General features: G+C 42.4%; 13 protein-coding genes. 11 read left to right on the plus strand and 2 right to left on the minus strand.

The genetic code is table 11. From position 1 onward, the window contains the following. The first annotated feature begins 388 nt into the window (after positions 1–388). From QUB80_RS21675 to QUB80_RS21725, 11 genes are all read left to right on the plus strand, one after another. On the plus strand, positions 389–2,023 hold the full coding sequence (locus tag QUB80_RS21675; protein WP_289791586.1) for a ferredoxin--nitrite reductase: 1,635 nt from the start codon (positions 389–391) through the stop codon (positions 2,021–2,023). A 252-nt stretch (positions 2,024–2,275) separates the two neighbouring features. Continuing rightward, positions 2,276–3,601: a CmpA/NrtA family ABC transporter substrate-binding protein gene (locus QUB80_RS21680; RefSeq protein WP_289791587.1), complete on the plus strand. Its 1,326-nt coding sequence runs from the start codon at positions 2,276–2,278 to the stop codon at positions 3,599–3,601. A gap of 113 nt (positions 3,602–3,714) precedes the next feature. Then, entirely contained in the window at positions 3,715–4,557 is an 843-nt protein-coding gene (ntrB, locus tag QUB80_RS21685; protein ID WP_289791588.1) for a nitrate ABC transporter permease, read from the plus strand. Positions 4,558–4,640: 83 nt separating this feature from the next. Next, positions 4,641–6,629 (plus strand): nitrate ABC transporter ATP-binding protein, encoded by a 1,989-nt coding sequence (locus QUB80_RS21690; protein WP_289791589.1) that lies wholly within the window; start codon positions 4,641–4,643, stop codon positions 6,627–6,629. 67 nt (positions 6,630–6,696) lie between these two features. Then, positions 6,697–7,536 (plus strand): nitrate ABC transporter ATP-binding protein, encoded by an 840-nt coding sequence (locus QUB80_RS21695; RefSeq protein WP_289791590.1) that lies wholly within the window; start codon positions 6,697–6,699, stop codon positions 7,534–7,536. 132 nt (positions 7,537–7,668) lie between these two features. Next, complete coding sequence (locus QUB80_RS21700) at positions 7,669–9,186, plus strand: MFS transporter (protein ID WP_289791591.1); 1,518 nt, start codon at positions 7,669–7,671, stop codon at positions 9,184–9,186. 793 nt (positions 9,187–9,979) lie between these two features. Beyond that, the gene (locus tag QUB80_RS21705; protein WP_289791592.1) at positions 9,980–12,256 is read left to right on the plus strand and encodes a molybdopterin oxidoreductase family protein; all 2,277 of its coding nucleotides are present in this window, start codon (positions 9,980–9,982) and stop codon (positions 12,254–12,256) included. Between the two features lie 268 nt (positions 12,257–12,524). Beyond that, positions 12,525–12,977, plus strand: a complete 453-nt coding sequence (locus QUB80_RS21710) for a phosphate-starvation-inducible PsiE family protein (RefSeq protein ID WP_289791593.1) — start codon at positions 12,525–12,527, stop codon at positions 12,975–12,977. A 206-nt stretch (positions 12,978–13,183) separates the two neighbouring features. After that, positions 13,184–13,645, plus strand: a complete 462-nt coding sequence (locus QUB80_RS21715) for a nitrate reductase associated protein (protein ID WP_289791594.1) — start codon at positions 13,184–13,186, stop codon at positions 13,643–13,645. Positions 13,646–13,788: 143 nt separating this feature from the next. Further along, entirely contained in the window at positions 13,789–14,391 is a 603-nt protein-coding gene (locus QUB80_RS21720; protein ID WP_289791595.1) for a DJ-1/PfpI family protein, read from the plus strand. Between the two features lie 331 nt (positions 14,392–14,722). After that, positions 14,723–16,096 (plus strand): PrsW family glutamic-type intramembrane protease, encoded by a 1,374-nt coding sequence (locus tag QUB80_RS21725; protein ID WP_289791596.1) that lies wholly within the window; start codon positions 14,723–14,725, stop codon positions 16,094–16,096. Between the two features lie 274 nt (positions 16,097–16,370). On the opposite strand, the gene QUB80_RS21730 is transcribed toward QUB80_RS21725, so the two are convergent. Together QUB80_RS21730 and QUB80_RS21735 are read right to left on the minus strand one after the other, a co-directional pair. Next, entirely contained in the window at positions 16,371–17,015 is a 645-nt protein-coding gene (locus QUB80_RS21730; protein WP_289791597.1) for a hypothetical protein, read from the minus strand. 151 nt (positions 17,016–17,166) lie between these two features. Then, a complete protein-coding gene (locus QUB80_RS21735; RefSeq protein ID WP_289791598.1) occupies positions 17,167–18,741 on the minus strand; it encodes a CHAT domain-containing protein in 1,575 nt (524 codons plus the stop codon). Between the last annotated feature and the right edge of the window lie 7 nt (positions 18,742–18,748).

Consider the following 18,748-nt stretch of genomic DNA (forward strand, 5'->3'; position numbering starts at 1 on the left):
TTACAAGTAATACTCACCTTCAGAATATCTGCGATCGCCTGTAGTCAAAAGCGTTAACTGTAACTTTTCGCTCAGTTTTATGCAAAAAACGCATTTTTATCATGCATTTTATACAATTTTGCTTACATTTCGTAACAACGTATACGAAATTTATGTATTTACAACTTTAAGTTTAACTTAAGCAGATGTGAGTCATCACAAAATCAATATTCAAACTTAAAGATTGACCAAACTTCCCTCATTTTAGGGGGCAGGGTGAATATAACTTTTTCCTTATACCTCCTAAATTTAAATCACCGGGAAGATATGAGGCGAAAGGTTGATCGATGATTAGTCAAAAATCCAGAAAATTTTTTTGGAAGCAGCAAATTGCAATGAGAATTTACTCATGACAAACGCAGCAACTACCACAGCCAGCCTCAATAAGTTCGAGAAATTTAAGGCAGAAAAAGATGGACTCGCCGTCAAGGCTGAGATTGAAAAATTTGCCTCTTTAGGTTGGGAGGCAATGGACGAAACGGATCGCGATCATCGCCTAAAGTGGGTGGGTGTGTTCTTTCGCCCAGTCACACCAGGTAAATTTATGATGCGGATGCGGATGCCCAACGGGATTCTCACTCATCATCAAATGCGAGTGTTAGCAGAAGTAGTGCAGCGTTACGGCGATGACGGCAGCGCTGACATTACTACTAGACAGAATATCCAATTAAGAGGCATCCGTATAGAAGACTTACCGGAAATCTTTAACAAATTTCATACAGTCGGCTTAACCAGTGTGCAATCAGGGATGGATAACGTCCGCAACATTACTGGCGATCCAGTAGCGGGATTGGATGCGGATGAGTTATTCGACACTCGTGAGTTGGTGCAACAAATTCAAGACATGATTACCAATAAAGGCGAAGGTAATTCAGAATTCACCAACCTACCACGGAAATTTAATATTGCCATTACCGGTGGACGAGATAATTCCGTTCACGCAGAAATTAACGATTTGGCTTTCGTGCCAGCCTTTAAAGATGACACGGGGACAAGGGGAGGTGGAGACACGGAGAATATTTTTGATAATTTCTCCGCGTCTGATTCACTCTCCACTTCCCAAAAAATCTTTGGCTTTAACGTTCTAGTCGGAGGCTTCTTTTCTGGCAAACGCTGTGAAGCAGCCATTCCTCTAAATGCGTGGGTACTGCCAGAAGATGTAGTTGCCTTGTGTAGGGCGGTTTTGGAGGTTTTTCGCGACTGCGGTTTACGCGCCAATCGTCAAAAATCCCGCCTGATGTGGCTAATTGATGAATGGGGTTTAGAAAAGTTTCGCCTAGAAGTCGAGAATCACTTGGGTAAGTCATTATTGCCCGCAGCGCCAAAAGACGAAATTGATTGGGAAAAACGCGATCACATTGGGGTACACAAGCAAAAGCAACCAGGATTAAACTATGTCGGCTTGCACGTTCCTGTCGGTAGGTTAACCGCCGATGATATGTTTGAAATCGCACGTCTAGCAGAAGTGTACGGTAGCGGTGAAATCCGCCTCACAGTTGAGCAAAATGTAATTATCCCCAATATTTCTGACTCACGCTTGGTGATGTTTTTAACAGAACCGCTGCTAGAGAAGTTTTCAATTACCCCTAAACAATTAACGCGATCGCTCGTTTCTTGTACCGGCGCACAATTTTGCAACTTTGCCCTCATTGAAACAAAGCAGCGTGCTTTAGCAATGATTAAAACCCTAGAAGAAGAGCTAGAACTCACTCATCCAGTGCGAATCCATTGGACTGGTTGTCCTAACTCTTGCGGACAGCCCCAAGTAGCAGATATCGGCTTGATGGGAACCAAAGTCCGTAAAAACGGCAAAACAGTAGAAGGGGTTGACATCTATATGGGCGGCAAAGTTGGCAAAGAAGCACATTTGGGAACTTGCGTGCAAAAAGGCATTCCCTGCGAAGACTTACAGCCTGTATTGCGAGACTTACTCATTCAGAACTTTGGGGCGAAACCGAGGCAAGAAGCTTTGGTGAGTCATTAGCTAATAGTTCATGGCTAATGGTTAATTGCAATCAACAATTAGCAATTAACCACTAACAATGTACTAACCACTGTACGGGCGGGTTTAAAAGATAAATTATCAGTTTGAACGGCAAGATTATCAACAAAACCCGCACGGCAGTCGCTACAACGGAGCGGAGCCGGAGACTCCGAAAGCTCCGGGGAACCTCCAAGGGCGCGCTGCCTCCTCTACTAACTACTAACCACTATCCACTATCCACCACCAACACAAATGAGCAGTTTTTCGAGAAGAAAATTTATTATTACTACAGGTGCAGCCGCAGCAGCTTCTATTTTGGCTCACGGTTGCTCCTCCAGTAACTCTAACTCAGCTACAACAAGTAATGGCACACCTTCCGCCGTACCTGCTGCTAATTCAACTGCTGTAGCTAACGCTCCCAAAGTAGAAACAACCAAAGCTAAGTTGGGATTCATCGCTCTCACTGATTCTGCTCCCTTGATTATTGCCAAAGAAAAAGGTTTCTTTGCCAAGTACGGCATGACAGATGTTGAAGTGAGCAAGCAAAAATCCTGGCCTGTAACCCGTGATAACTTAAAAATTGGCTCGGCTGGTGGCGGCATTGATGGCGCACACATCCTCAGCCCCATGCCCTATCTCATGACCATTAATGATAAAGTGCCGATGTATATCTTGGCACGGTTAAATACTAACGGTCAGGCTATCTCTGTTGCCAATAAATTGAAAGACTTGAAAGTTGGTTTACAGAGTAAAGGGCTAAAACAAGCTGCCGATCAAGCCAAAGCCAATAAACAAGCCATGAAAGTTGCAATGACTTTTCCTGGTGGCACCCACGATTTGTGGATGCGCTATTGGCTCGCAGCTGGCGGCATCGATCCCAATCAAGATGTGGCTTTGGAAGCAGTACCACCCCCACAAATGGTGGCAAATATGAAAGTCGGTACTGTCGATGCCTTTTGTGTGGGAGAGCCTTGGAACGCCCAATTAGTAAGCCAAAATTTGGGTTATACAGCCTTGGTAACAGGTGAGTTGTGGAACAACCATCCAGAAAAAGCCTTTGCTATGCGCAAAGATTGGGTTGATAAAAATCCTAATGCTGCCCAAGCACTGTTGATGGCAATTATGGAAGCCCAACAGTGGTGTGATGCGAGTGAAAACAAAGAGGAGATGTGCAAAATCTGCTCCGATCGCAAATACTTTAACGTTGCCGCCGCAGATATTTTAGAACGGTCTAAAGGCAATATTGACTATGGCGATGGACGCAAGCAACAAAACTTCCAATATCGGATGAAGTTTTGGGCTGATAATGCCTCCTATCCTTACAAGAGCCACGATACTTGGTTTTTAACAGAAGAAATTCGCTGGGGCTATTTACCACAAGATATCAAGATTAAAGAAATAGTAGACCAGGTGAACAGAGAGGACTTGTGGAAGAAAGCCGCTAAAGCCCTTGGTGTTGCTGATGCAGAAATTCCTACCAACACTTCTCGCGGTGTAGAGACTTTCTTTGATGGTGTCAAATTCGATCCAGAAAAACCAGAAGCATACTTAAAAAGCTTGAAAATCAAGAAAGTCTAATTATCACTTTCAAGGCTAGACAATTAGCATATTTACTAATGTCCTAGCCCATTTATTTGGTTTGTAAAAATATCTCAACAAGTCCACTGGATCGCAATTGGAGAATTAGGATCATGGCTGCTATTCTTGGAAGTCGTACTATCAGAAAAAAGAACCGTAGCAATTTTAATAAATTAGTATCTAGAAAAATCATTCCTCCCTTAGTAGCCATCGCTATTTTTCTGGTAATTTGGCAATTACTATGTTTAAACCCTAACTTTAAATTACCAGGGCCAATAGAAACAATTTCCGAAACATGGGATCCTTTTATAATTAATCCATTTTTCGATAATGGTGAAACTGATAAAGGCTTAGGTTGGCAAATACTTAATAGCCTTGGCAGAGTTGGTTTGGGCTTTTCGTTAGCTGCGGTTGTCGGTATTGTATTGGGAATTGTGATTGGCGCTAATAAATTACTCAATAATGCAGTAGATCCCATTATCCAAGTCTTGCGAACTGTACCACCTCTAGCATGGTTGCCAATTTCCTTGGCAGCATTTCAACAGGCAAATCCTTCAGCTATTTTCGTGATTTTTATTACATCCATTTGGCCAATTTTGATTAACACCATAGTAGGTGTGCAACACATTCCCCAAGACTACATCAATGTTGCCAGGGTGTTACGGCTCAAAGGAGTCAAGTATTTCTTTAAAATAGTTTTTCCTGCCACTGTTCCTTATATCTTTACAGGATTGCGAATTGGTATCGGTTTATCTTGGCTAGCAATTGTAGCTGCGGAAATGTTGGTTGGTGGTGTAGGAATTGGTTCATTTATTTGGGATGCCTACAATACAACAACAGAAACCAATTTAAGTGAGATTATCATAGCTCTCATCTATGTCGGCTTGGTTGGCTTATTTCTAGATAAATTAGTCGCTTTTGTCGCTAGCAAAGTTGTAGCAGTAGAACAGAAATAGTCATCATTAGTCAATAGTCATTAGCTAAAAATAAATGACAAAACACAAATAACAAATGACCAATGACAAAGGACAAATGACCAATGACTACTTTTGTTGAAGTTGACCATGTTGACCGTGTATTTGATATTCCCAATGGTGGTAAATATATCGCCCTAAAAAATATTGATTTAAAAATTCCGCAAGGGGAATTTATTTCCCTGATCGGACACTCTGGTTGTGGTAAATCCACCTTGCTTAATATCATTGCAGGTTTAGATCAAGCAAGTGTTGGCGGTGTGACTCTAGAAGGGCGGGAAGTCAAAGAGCCAGGGCCAGACCGGATGGTAGTATTTCAAAACTACTCGTTGCTCCCCTGGTTAACAGTTCGGGAAAATATTGCTCTGGCTGTGGATGAAGTGTATCAAGATAAGTCAAAGGGCGATCGCCGCAGTATTGTCGAAGAGCATATCGACATGGTGGGGCTGCGTCATGCAGCCAAAAAACGTCCCAGCGAGTTATCTGGTGGGATGAAACAACGGGTGGCGATCGCTCGCGCCCTAGCCACGCGTCCTAAGTTGTTACTGCTAGACGAACCCTTTGGGGCATTGGATGCCTTAACACGGGGTAGCTTGCAAGAACAATTAATGAAAATTTGTAATGAACACAACGTTACCTGTGTGATGGTGACACATGACGTGGATGAAGCTCTATTGTTGAGCGATCGCATTGTCATGCTCACCAACGGGCCAGAAGCTCATATCGGGCAAATTCTGGAAGTACCTATCCCCCGCCCCCGCCAGCGTTTGGAAGTAGTCAATCATCCCAGCTACTACAATCTGCGGAACGAAATGATTTACTTCCTCAACCAGCAAAAACTCCTCAAAAAACGCAAAGCTGGGCAGACTCAAACACCAGCAGTTATATCCTCTGGCGGTTTAGAAAAAGTCAACCTAGAAATTGGCTTTATGCCCCTAACTGATGCTGCACCCTTAATTGTGGCAAAAGAAAAGGGCTTCTTAGCTGCTTATGGATTAGAAACAGTCACCCTTAGCCGCGCAGCCAATTGGACGGAAATCGCCAAAGGTGTTGCTACTGGTAAATTAGATGCCGCTCAGATGCTTGCTGGTATGCCCCTTGCCCTGACTTTAGGCGCTGGTGGCAAAACACCCATCCCCGTAGTCAACGCTCTGAATCTCTCCCGCAACGCTAACGCCATCACCTTAAGCAAGAAATTGTACAGCGAAGGTGTCAGAACCCTAGCTGACTTAAAAGCTGCGATTAACGCCTCTCCCGATCAAATTCTGACTTTGGGAATAGTGCATCCAACGGCAATGCAGAATTTAATTCTGCGTTACTGGCTAGCTGCTGGTGGCATAGATCCTGATCGGGATGTCAGCCTGACGGTAGTGCCACCAACGCAAATGGTTGAGCAACTCAAAGCCGGCACTATTGACGGTTACTGTGCTGGGGAACCTTGGAACTCTCTTGCTGTTCATGAAGACGTAGGTTTTGTTGCCGCCACCGCTTTGGAAATTTGGTCGGGACAACCGAAAAAAGTGCTGGGAGTACGGGAAGATTGGGCGCAGAAATACCCAGAAACTTATATCGCTCTAGTCAAAGCACTGTTAGAAGCCTGCAAATACTGCGACGATCTCCGCAACCGCGAAGAAGTTTTGGAATTAATTTGCCGCCCTGAGTACCTTGATATCAATCCTGCTTACGCCCGTCCCGGTTTTACCGATCCCTACGATCGCGGCGATGGCACAAAACCGCAGGAACTAAGAGCATACAACCAGTTTTATCTCAATCAAACCAACTATCCAAACCGTACTGAATTGCTGTGGATGGTTACCCAAATGGCGCGTTGGGGCTTAGTACCCTTTCCTAAAAACTGGGTGGAAGTGATTGAACGAGTCTGCCGCACAGATGTATTTGGAGCGGCTGCACGCGATCTCGGCTTGCTCGATATCGGACAAGATGACCCTATTCACTTGTTTGATGGTAAAGTCTTTAACCCTTCTAAGCCGATAGAGTATCTCAACAGTCTGGAAATTAAACGTCAGATCCGTGTTGAAGAAGTATTTATTTAGTCATTAGTTAATGGCTAATGGTTAATAGTTAATCGCAATTAACAACCAACAATTAACAAATTACCTCATGCGAACCATCAATAAAAATAATCAAATCAATCAACAGCCAATCCAAAAAGTAGGAAATTTTCTGGAGATTGAGGGTGTAACCAAAATTTACCCAACTCCGGATGGCCCTCATACAGTGCTGGATGGAGTTAATCTCAAGGTTAGTGAAGGCGAATTCATTTGTATTATTGGTCACTCTGGCTGTGGTAAATCTACGCTGCTCAATATGGTGTCTGGCTTCAATACACCTACTGATGGTGTAGTCTGCTTACAAGGCAAGCCGATCGCCGAACCAGGACCAGATCGAATGATGGTATTCCAGAATTACTGTTTGCTACCTTGGCTGAGTGTCTTTGAGAACGTTTACTTAGCTGTTGATTCTGTATTTCCCAAAAAAACCCAGGCAGAAAAACGAGCGATCGTTAAAGAACATTTAGCAATGGTAGGGCTGACAGAAGCGGCTGAAAACAAACCTCATCAGATTTCTGGTGGGATGAAGCAGCGAGTCGCGATCGCCCGCGCCCTCGCAATCCGTCCCCAAGTTTTGATTCTAGATGAACCCTTCGGGGCATTAGATGCCATCACTAAAGAAGAATTGCAAGAAGAACTCCTGCAAATCTGGCGCGAACATCAAGTCACAGTGTTGATGATTACCCATGACATTGATGAAGCTATTTTCTTGGCCGACAGAGTTGTGATGATGACTAACGGCCCTGCTGCTAATATCGGTGAAGTCTTAGAAATTCCCTTTTCCCGCCCCCGCAATCGTCGCCGCATCATGGAAGATCCCCAGTACTACAACTTGCGGAATTATGCCCTTGACTTCCTATACCGTCGCTGCGCTCACCCTGAAGAGTAGTTTTAACGATTTCTAAGGATCTTACGCTTTGTTTCAGAAATTTTGTTCATAAATCTAGAAAAAATCCAGCTAGGGTAATTGCTCTATCGCTCCTAGATATCACTGTGTATTTTTTCACTTAGGAAGGCTTGCATGCTTAAAGGATTATTGTCATTTCAAGGCCGTTACCGCATCTTGCATCTGACTTGGTTTGCATTCTTTTTATCATTTGTAGTTTGGTTTAACTTTGCTCCATTTCAAACAGCAGTCAAAGAAGCGATCGGCTTAACTGAAGGACAAGTCAGAACTATTGCTATCTGTAACGTCGCCCTTACCGTACCAGCACGTATAATAATTGGTATGGTTTTAGACAAATATGGCCCGCGAATTACTTACTCACTGCTGCTGATGTATGCAGCTATTCCCTGTCTTGCCTTTGCAATGGCACAGAACTTCAGCCAGTTGGTAATTAGCCGCTTGGCGTTGAGTATTGTTGGTGCTGGTTTTGTGATTGGCATTCGTATGGTTGCCGAATGGTTTCCGCCCAAAGAGATTGGCATAGCTGAGGGAATCTATGGTGGCTGGGGTAATTTTGGTTCAGCAGCTGCGGCTTTTACCTTGCCTTCTATTGCTGTAGGAACAGCATTTCTGGCTGCCGGACAAATTAACTGGCGTTTTGCGATCGCTCTGACTGGAATTATCGCTGCTATCTACGGAGCTATTTATCTACTCAACGCCCAAGATACTCCCTCTGGTAAGGTCTATCAACGCCCTAAGCGCCACGGTGGGATGGAAGTTACTAGCCGCAGAAGTTTTTGGCTACTGATGTTGATGAATATTCCCCTCGTCGGCATTTTAGGCGTATTGGCTTGGCGGATTGCTCAAATTGGCTTACTCAGTCAAAGTCAATTGCTGATTGTCTACCTGCTGTTAGTTGGTTTGTACCTGTTCCAAGCCTATAAGTGCTGGGATGTCAATCATGAATTGATGGCAGGTAAGAAGCGTTATTCCCCTGATGATCGCTATGAGTTTTCTCAGGTTGCTTTACTGGAACTAACTTACTTTGTCAATTTTGGTTCTGAGCTTGCAGTTGTTTCCATGCTTCCCGGATTTTTTGAGACAAGCTTCAGTCTCAACAAAGTGTTAGCAGGAATGATTGCCGCTAGCTATGCATTTATGAATTTATTTGCACGTCCCGGTGGTGGTTGGGTTTCTGATACCTTAGGCAGTCGCAGATGGACAATGACTGTATTGACTGCTGGCATGGGGATTAGCTATCTGCTGATGAGCGGAGTGAATAGCAATTGGTGGCTACCCTTAGCAATCTTTGTAACTATGGCTTGTTCTTTCTTTGTTCAAGCTGGGGAAGGTTCAACCTTTGCGATCGTACCTTTGATTAAGCGACGAGTGACTGGTCAAATTGCCGGAAATGTCGGTGCTTACGGCAATGTAGGAGCCGTGGCTTACCTTACTCTATACAGCTTTTTACCTCCTGGTGAAGTCGGCAATCGAATCTTTTTCCAAACTTTGGGAGTTGCTGCTTTGATTGTTACTTTCTTGTGCTGGTTCTTTCTTAAAGAACCAAAGGGTTCTTTTGCTGAACATCATGAAGGTGAAGCGCCTGAATTAGCAGCAGAAAGACTTCCCATTCTCAACAAGGAATTAAAGTAGGGTAAAAGCGCCAATTTTCAGTTTGAACATAGTATGGGAGCATACCTAAAATTCCTTGGAATTTATCTAGGAAATGCTCCTTATAATATTAAGTTTATAAATTAAATTACAAAAATTATTTTTTAGACTATCAATTCAAGCAATCAGTTTTAGTAAAATATTTCCTCAGATTTTAATTAATTATTCATCACTTTTTATATCTAATTTCTTAGAAATATTTAACTATTCAGTTAGATATAAATAAATTACATTTTTGTTGATAGTGACGAAAAACAATCTAAAATCAGGCTTTTAAAGCTGTATATACTTACAATCTGTACTTAATTATTTAACTATTTCTACTGAGTCGTTAAGATGAGTAATAACTATCTAAATAATATAGTAGGTTATGTAAGTTTTGATTTTAGTTAGGCTAATTAATATTGCGATCATACAGAATTATAAGTATATTTTAAAAATTATGTATAACTAATTTTTATTGATTAAATAATATAAATTCAGACTAAAAATTACCTCTTAACTCAAAAATTGTATCACAGGAAACATTTTATGTGGTTGACTTGCTCTTTAATTTAAGTAAATATACTTTTGCCAGTAATTAATCTAATTTAAATAAACTAAAATTTTCCAAATTAATCTTTAAATGAATCAACTTCTAGATAAATATTTCAAGTTTTTTTTAAATAAATTGAATTGAATATAAAAGTATTGGAAATACAGCAGTTGTTCAAAACTTTCATTTACAAAACTTGACTTCAGTATTTAAATAAACAAGGAACATGGTGCGATTACCATGACTGAAATTACCAAAACTCTGTGTCCTTACTGTGGTGTAGGCTGTGGATTAGAAGTCTCCCCACCAGCGCAACCAGGCAAAGCAACTTATCGAGATAATCAAGGAAATCCAATTTGGCGGGTACGGGGTGATAAAACCCATCCATCCAGTCAAGGAATGGTTTGTGTCAAAGGTGCTACGATCGCTGAGTCTTTAGACAAAAACAGACTGCAATACCCAATGGTACGAGAATCCTTGGATGGGGAGTTCCGACGTGTCAGTTGGGAGGAAGCTTTTGATATCATCACCAAGCGTATTCAAACAGTGCGTTTCACCCAAGGGCCAGAAGCCATATGTATGTATGGTTCGGGGCAATTTCAAACTGAAGATTACTACATAGCCCAGAAACTTTTGAAAGGATGCTTGGGCAGCAATAATTTTGATGCCAACTCTCGCCTGTGTATGTCTAGTGCTGTGGCTGGGTACATCCAAAGCTTTGGCTCGGATGGGCCTCCTTGTTGTTATGAGGATTTAGAGCTAACCGACTGTGCCTTTTTAGTTGGTACTAACACAGCAGAATGCCACCCTATCATTTTCAACCGACTGGAGAAATACCACAAAAAGAATCGCAAAGTCAAAATGATTGTGGTTGATCCCCGACGCACACCCACAGCAGAAGCCGCAGATCTACATCTAGCTATTCGTCCTGGCACAGATATCGATTTGTTGAATGGGATTGCTCATTTATTAATGCGTTGGGGCTATATTGATGCTGGTTTTATTGATGAATGTACCAGTAACTTCTCTGCTTATGCTGAGGTGATTCGGCACTACTCTCCAGAAGTGGTAGCTCATCAATGCGGCATCAGCGTTGAAGATTTAGAAACAGCAGCTCGATACTGGAGTCAAGCCCAGCGCGTACTTTCTCTGTGGTCAATGGGTGTGAATCAGTCCTCAGAAGGTACAGCGAAGGTTAGAACTATTATTAACCTGCACCTGATGACCGGACAAATTGGCAAGCCAGGAGCTGGGCCTTTTTCGCTTACAGGTCAGCCAAACGCGATGGGAGGAAGAGAAGCCGGGGGTTTGGCACACTTGTTGCCTGGTTATCGATTGGTGAAAAATCCCCAACACCGTGCTGAAGTTGAAGACGTTTGGGGACTAAAGCGAGGACAGATTTCACCTACTCCAGGAATGAGCGCTTGGGACATGATTATGGGGTTGGAAAACGGCTCTGTAGGCCTATTGTGGATTGCTGCTACCAATCCGGCGGTGAGTATGCCGGATTTGAAACGAACTCAAGCAGCGTTGATGCGATCGCCTTTTACCATTTACCAAGACGCTTATTACCCAACAGAAACATCTGCCTATGCCCATGTCTTATTACCAGCAGCGCAATGGAGTGAGAAAACTGGCGTGATGACTAATTCCGAACGAACAGTAACACTGTGTCCGGCATTCCGCCGACCGCCAGGAGAAGCGAAAGCAGATTGGGAAATTTTTGCCGAAGTTGGTCGTAGGTTAGGTTTTGTGGGCGAGTTCGCTTTTGCTAATTCTGCTGAAGTTTACGCGGAGTTTGTCAAACTAACACGCGATCGCCCTTGCGATATGACGGGTTTGAGTCACGAGCAATTACAAACACAAGGCCCTACTCAATGGCCGCATCCGGAAGGGGACACGGGGACGCGGGGACAAGGAGACACGGGGAATGAAGAGGACGCGGGGACGAGGAGACGCGGGGAAGCGGGGAAAGAAAACTCCCTTTCTTCTCGCCAAGGCAAGCGGCTTTATACAGATTTGCGTTTTCACACTCCTGATGGACGTGCTCGGTTTGGAGCGTATCACTCACGGGGGCTGGCAGAACCACCAGATCCGAATTACCCCTTTGTGCTGACGACTGGACGGCTTTATGGACATTGGCACACCCAAACACGCACCGGTCGAATCGAAAAAACTCGCCAAATGCACCCTGAACCATTTATTGAAATTCATCCCCGTGATGCTGCTGTTTTAGGAATTAGTGATAACCAATTTGTAGAAGTGCGATCGCGCCGTTCCCAAGCTAAGTTTCCAGCCAAAATTACTAAGGCGATCGCTCCTGGTACAGTGTTTGTCCCTATGCATTGGGGGGCGCTGTGGGCAGACAATGCAGAAGCCAACGCTCTTACTCATCCAGAATCTTGCCCTGATTCCCTCCAACCAGAATTAAAAGCTTGTGCGGTACAGCTAGTACCAGCTAATATTGAGCTAACAGTTACAGAAATTTCACAGAGGGTTTATCAGCAAACCCATTGAACAAAGAACTTACAATACAGAATTTTAGAAGCCAGAATGACTGCACACCACTTACAAAGTAAGGTTTTCAAAGAAGAATCAGTAAATTCACCAACACTCTATAGGTAACAACTTCTCAGCCTCTATAGAATAAAGAATATTCTTGATTCTGACTTCTGACTTCTTTTTTCTAACTTCTCACCTAGTGCAACCCCTATAATGATAAGCTGCTAGCTAGGTAAACCCCTTCTTTCTGAATAAAATTTTTATCTAAAACGGGGTCTAGCAGATGCGGAAACTCTTTAAGCAAGTCAAAGAAACTAGCAAAGATGAGAACTTTATGCACCTAATAGAAAATATAGAGGTGCTGGTGTCTAAAGTTCTCTCTATTTTTATGGTGCTGGTTATTCTAACAGCGATCGGAGATTTAGGTTTTTTTCTTTTTAAAGAGCTATTTACCGCGCCATATGGAAAGTTTAATACCACATTATATAAAATATTTGGTTTATTTTTAAATATTTTAATAGCTTTAGAAATTTTAGAAAATATCACAGGTTATCTCAAAAAACACGTTCTGCAAGTAGAATTAGTAATCGTAACTTCATTGATTGCAGTGGCTCGTAAAATTATTATTCTTGACCTAGAGAAAGTATCAGGTGTTGATATTATTGGTTTAGGAGTGGCCATACTTGCTTTATCAATAAGTTACTGGATGATTCGTAGCACGAACGCTAGACATTAATTTGTAGTGTAGGGTTTATGCTAGTAAACCTTAAATTGTAAAGTACATTAAAACAACGCGTCAATTACCGCATTTCTTGGTGCTTTACGGCTAGCTCTCGCTCTCTTACACTCTCAAATACCTACGTAGCCATAACACACCCTACAACTTTCTATCTTCTGACTTCTACTTAATTAATTTCTACTAGTTCTCATTGGTTCTAGTTTATGACAGAATTTTTTCAATTTGAAGCAGATTTTGTTGAGTCTTTGCGTTGTATCCCTATGCAGGTGCGCTGCAAACTAGATACTTGTGGAATTAAGCTGAAATTATTAGATTGGAATCACATGACTCAGTTGGAACGCCAAAATTTAGTTGAATTACCTTGTTCAACAGAATCTGAAATTCAAGCTTATCGAGAATATATTCAAGAGTTGATTTTACAACGTACTGGCACACCAGCAAGCGAATTGCCGATTGAGTCTCATCCTGCATGGATGGATGTTAAAACTGTACCAACTAGCGTTAATGAAAAAGCTCAGGAAATAAGTATTGTTATTACAACTGAACAGTGGGCAAGCTTAACTCCATTACAACGTTTTGCCTTGATTAAACTCAGCCGTTCTGGACATGAGAATAAAAATTTTGTGCCTGCATTAAAGGAATTCAATCTGTTCAATAAATCGTAGTACATAAAATTAAAAAATTGCACAATTTAATTGTAAATTTAGAAAGTCAGCAAAGTGGATCAAAAATTCCAAGTTATAAAAATACAAAGATAGTGTAGATTTTGTATCGGTGATTTTTTAGCATCAAAGCGAGGACATAAAATATGGCTGCAAAGAAAATTTTGATGCTTGTTGGGGACTATGTAGAAGATTATGAAGTAATGGTTCCTTTTCAAGCGCTACAAATGGTAGGACACACAATTCATGCTGTTTGCCCTGATAAAAAAGCAGGCGAACAGGTACGAACTGCGATTCACGATTTTGAAGGTGATCAAACTTATAGTGAAAAACCTGGTCACAACTTCACCTTAAATGCAACTTTTGCAGAAGTAAAAGCTGATACCTATGATGCTCTAGTTATTCCTGGAGGGCGCGCACCAGAATATATCCGCTTGAATCAGAAGGTATTAGAAATCACTCGTCATTTTGCCGAAACTAACAAGCCGATCGCTGCAATTTGCCACGGTTTACAAATCCTGGCAGATGCGGATGTTTTGGCAGGAAAAAGTTGCACAGCCTATCCTGCATGTGGCCCAGATGTACATCGTGCAGGTGGTAGCTATGTAGAAATTCCAGCGCACGAGGCAATAGTTGATGGCAATTTGGTAACTGCGCCGGCTTGGCCTGCTCATCCTCGTTGGCTAGCAGAATTCCTGAAACTTCTTGGCACGAAGATTGAGCATCCCGAAATGGCAACAGTAAGTTAAGCGATCGCCCATCTGAAACCACAAGCTATTAGTATCCAAGGAACCGTATCGGCTTTTACTGATGCAGTTCCTTGCTCACACTACAGTTTTCATCCAATTGCGAGGAAGATTGAACCCACTATCATATCTTTTAGTAATCAACAGTTAACTAAAAGCAAAAACTGATAGTTAATAACCTTAATAACATTTTTATTTTGATTTCTTTAATTTCCATTTTCTCAACAAAGAGTAAAGCTATAGTTGTATTTAGCAACGCTGCTATTAATGTGGCTAAGGTTAATTCCTATTGCTAGTTATTGTTTCGATCTATTTATTACTACCCTGCAACTCAATGACGGGCAAAAACGCACGACGAAATGCATTTCTGCGGCTAGTGTCTGGTAATGTAACAGCTTACGGATCAGAATTTCGCTACTCGCTGTTCCCCAGTAAAGAAGTAGTAATTGGACGCGATCCCAGCTGTCAAGTTGTCTTAGATGCCATGATGTATCGCATGGTATCTCGTCGTCATGCGGTCGTTCGTCCTCTCCCTTCATCGACCGATAGCGAATGTAATTGGGTGATTTGCGATCTCAATAGTGCCAATGGTACCTATTTAAATGGACAACGCTTGCAGGGTTGTCAGCAATTGATGCCGGGCGATCGCATTACTCTCGGTTATGATGGGCCAGAATTTTTGTTTGAGTACACAATCAACCACCAACATACTGTAATATCATCTGTTTCCGACGCTACATCATTACCACCAGCAGGATATCAACCACCCACACTTCCTGATTCTTCAGTCAGTTTTACCCAACTGTTTCCAATTATTTCTACTGGCAAAGACCTCACTCGTAAAGCTTATCTGATACCAGGAATTCTCACAGTCGTCTTTGTCGTATTAATGTTTGCCACTGTAGGCGATCCACAAGCGAACCAAGTAATTGTCGGCTCTTATATTGCATTTGCCGCCTACTATTTTATTTACCAACTGTGTGGAAAGCGCAAGCCTTGGTGGGTTTTATTAGGTGCGGCACTAACAACGATCATCATTTTGCTCAGTCCGCTGTTAGATTTGTTTATCTTCGTATTTCGTGATCGACTACCGGGAAACTTGCCCTCAGATCAGGAATCTATTACCTTTACAGAATTACTAATCCGCTACTTTTTTGGTGCGGGCTTGATGGAGGAATTGATCAAAGCATTACCTATACTCATAGCCTATGCGATCGGTAAAGGAGTGCGATCGCCTTGGCGGGAAAGTATCGGTGTCTGGGAACCTCTGGATGGCATTTTGTTAGGAACCGCTTCTGCCGTAGGCTTTACCCTGTTGGAAACACTAGGCCAATACGTACCACAAATTACACAAAATGTTGCCATTCAAGCAGGGGACGGAGCCGGTCAACTGGCAGGGTTACAACTTTTAATTCCCCGGATTTTAGGCTCTGTGGCAGGACATATGGCTTATAGCGGTTATCTCGGCTATTTTATTGGGTTAGCTGTTCTCAAACCGAGAAAAAGCTGGCAAATATTACTAATTGGTTACCTAACTGCTTCTGGACTCCATGCTTTGTGGAACGCTACCGGAACTCTCAATGGCTTATTACTGGTAGTTGTAGGTGTGTTGTCTTATGCCTTTTTGATGGCAGCAATCCTGAAAGCACGGGCATTATCACCCACACGTGAACATAATTTTGCTACTCGCTTTCTTGGGCCTAGATAGGTAAATGAGGTGACAGGATACAGGTTACAGGCGGCAGTAGTCTACCTACAAATGGACTAGGTTTATAGAAATAAATAATTAATATTTAATAATTTCTGTCTGTAGATAGAGCAATAATGGAATTTACGATCAGCTTCTTGATGCTAAAAAAATGGCGCTTTTATAACCAGTAAATATATTTCAGATAGCTACTGAAAGCAATATGAAGCGCCACTTGTAGGCAGAACTACTTGCCAAAAGAATCGAATTAATCCAGATACAGCGTAGATTGAGTTTAGGCTTCTCCTTGCAAAGTGTTGATTTTCCGAAGCGCATAGTAAGCGATCGCGAAGCTGATTCTTGCTTGCTCAATTTCAGATAAATTTGCCCACTCGCCCTCTCCAACGTTATTAACTACATTTTCAGCTGTTTTTTGTGACTCGTTACTCCTCATGGCGTAGGCATAAGGACGGGCTAATACCAACAAATCCTCTGAACCCCAACCAGGTAGTAAACCCTGAACACAATCCACTAATTGCTCCGCCATTGACTGCTTAGAGTTAATCATTTCAGTTGTTTTTTGAGCGATCGCTCTCAACCATTCTTGGGGTACACGTGTAGCAAAACTAGTTTGTAAACTTTCTTGAAGTCTAGCAACTATGCTTTGCTTCATACTACAATTGTATTGCTCTGTATTAGCAGTCCACAGCGTATCTAACTGGCTGTAGAAAGCTTGCGAGCGGATAGTAAGTTCATCTTCCAGCACATCTTGAAGAGCGAACTGTTCTTCGAGTTGAGCAAAGTACTCATCTGACTGTTCTTGGATTGGATTCCAAGGATAAGTAGCATCTTCAGGTTGTAGTAGAGCTTCTAAGAATTCCAAATCCATTTGAGATGGTAGAGTTTGAAAATCATCTGAGCTGTTGATTTTGTTATTCATGTCTCGTCTCCCAATCAATTAATTCGTGGTATTTACAGCTACAACTGCTGGCACATAATTTCCGCACGGGAAATTTAATTTTGTTAGATATATCTGATATTTTTTACTGAATGCTACAACTGTAAACAACACGTTCTAAATATTGAAAAATTTAGGAGTCCTCGATTGTAAACTCCCAACAATGACTTCTCATACTACCAAACTTTAGTTGCATTCCTGGTTCTAAAGGCACTTCCTGTCGATGGATTTGCTGCCAACCATTAGGGCGTAAAATCCAAGTCGTACCATAGGTGGACTTTTCTTGTAGATAATAGGTTCGCACGGGAGTAGCGCCTGTGAAAGTATTGCGGCATAAGATTTCGGCATGACGCTTAGACACGGATGGTTCGGGAATGACAATATCATTATCTGCGGTGCGACCAATCCGAGTCACTCCACTTTGAAGCGTATAGGTATTACCAGCCGACTTTAACCAGGCAGCAGGAAACAAAGAACCGATCCCAGGTATAGAAGTTTCTGGTAGTTCCGTAATTCCTTCCTCATAGCTTCTGAGCAATTCGCCATCAAATTCTGGATGTAGGTATAAAACCGGCAATGTCCAAGCGGGTTGGTTGAATTTATAAACTGTTAACAGGTGTTGTCTTGCCTCTGCAACAGCATGATCTATCGGCAGTCGCTTTTGTAAACCTTGGACAAAGGACTGAATAAAGGAATGACTTTCTTGATCAGCTATTTGATCGCGCATTCCCAAAACAGCAGGCACACCATTACGGATCAAAACTTCTGCCAAACTACTTGAGGGTATAGCTTGTCCTTGAACAGCAGCAGGTTGCGCTCCCCAACAGGCATTGAAAACAGCGAGCTTTACACCAGTATGGGATAACACTTGTGCTAATTCCATGCCATTAAGACGCATTTCCGGTCGCAAAAACAGATATCCTCCATCGGGGCCTGGTAGACCATGACCAGCGTAAAAGAATATATTGTAAGCTTTTGTTTCTAGCTCTTTGATTAACTGCTGTGGGGTTGGTTGCAAAAGTGTCTTAACAGTACAAGGTGCGTATCCCTGGAAATTACTGCCAAATCCAGAGCCAGTGGCAAGGGTTTGTTCTAAAATAGCTGCTTCTTTGTCTAGCTGGAGGTTTTCATTTTCTCCCAAAACAAGCAAAATATTTAAATCGCGATCAAGTCGCAAACGCGGCAGAGGTTCAACTTCGCTTGTAGTACGACTAAATAAAATATTTTGGGACAATGACATTGCTGACTGCCCAGCTTCGCGTTGCATGATTTCCCAAGGCAAAGCTATTAACCTTGGATCGCGAATTTCTAATCGAAAGCGCAAACGTGTATTCTGACCCATAGCGATCCCGGAACTGCGTTCCAGACACCCCAAAATCGGCCCGTCGAATACCCAGCGCCACAGACTCATGCCTAAATATTGCATCAGACGACTGGTGTAATTGGTTGTCTGACTAGAAGTAAGAGGAAGCAACTCGTTTGAGGGTATGTTTTGGGTTTGAGGTGTGACTCCAAAAGAAATGTCTAAGCGACTATGAAGAGCAAACATCTGCTGCCACTCTTGCCATGCATGAGTTAAGCCCGGATGCCAAACGCAATCATGAATCACACGACCACTAGGATAAGGAGCTTCAAAAACGCAAATAGCGAAATTGTCAGGGCCGGTATTGACAAGATGGGAAATCGCCAAGTTCAGGGATGGATTCATTACATAA

The sequence above is a fragment of the Chlorogloeopsis sp. ULAP01 genome (genome assembly GCF_030381805.1).
Lineage (GTDB): Bacteria > Cyanobacteriota > Cyanobacteriia > Cyanobacteriales > Nostocaceae > Chlorogloeopsis.

Coding starts and splice junctions, on each gene's coding strand:
- QUB80_RS21675 (WP_289791586.1), top strand. CDS start 389: ATGACAAACGCAGCAACTACCACAGCCAGCCTCAATAAGTTCGAGAAA.
- QUB80_RS21680 (WP_289791587.1), top strand. CDS start 2,276: ATGAGCAGTTTTTCGAGAAGAAAATTTATTATTACTACAGGTGCAGCC.
- ntrB (WP_289791588.1), top strand. CDS start 3,715: ATGGCTGCTATTCTTGGAAGTCGTACTATCAGAAAAAAGAACCGTAGC.
- QUB80_RS21690 (WP_289791589.1), top strand. CDS start 4,641: ATGACTACTTTTGTTGAAGTTGACCATGTTGACCGTGTATTTGATATT.
- QUB80_RS21695 (WP_289791590.1), top strand. CDS start 6,697: ATGCGAACCATCAATAAAAATAATCAAATCAATCAACAGCCAATCCAA.
- QUB80_RS21700 (WP_289791591.1), top strand. CDS start 7,669: ATGCTTAAAGGATTATTGTCATTTCAAGGCCGTTACCGCATCTTGCAT.
- QUB80_RS21705 (WP_289791592.1), top strand. CDS start 9,980: ATGACTGAAATTACCAAAACTCTGTGTCCTTACTGTGGTGTAGGCTGT.
- QUB80_RS21710 (WP_289791593.1), top strand. CDS start 12,525: ATGCGGAAACTCTTTAAGCAAGTCAAAGAAACTAGCAAAGATGAGAAC.
- QUB80_RS21715 (WP_289791594.1), top strand. CDS start 13,184: ATGACAGAATTTTTTCAATTTGAAGCAGATTTTGTTGAGTCTTTGCGT.
- QUB80_RS21720 (WP_289791595.1), top strand. CDS start 13,789: ATGGCTGCAAAGAAAATTTTGATGCTTGTTGGGGACTATGTAGAAGAT.
- QUB80_RS21725 (WP_289791596.1), top strand. CDS start 14,723: ATGACGGGCAAAAACGCACGACGAAATGCATTTCTGCGGCTAGTGTCT.
- QUB80_RS21730 (WP_289791597.1), bottom strand. CDS start 17,015: ATGAATAACAAAATCAACAGCTCAGATGATTTTCAAACTCTACCATCT.
- QUB80_RS21735 (WP_289791598.1), bottom strand. CDS start 18,741: ATGAATCCATCCCTGAACTTGGCGATTTCCCATCTTGTCAATACCGGC.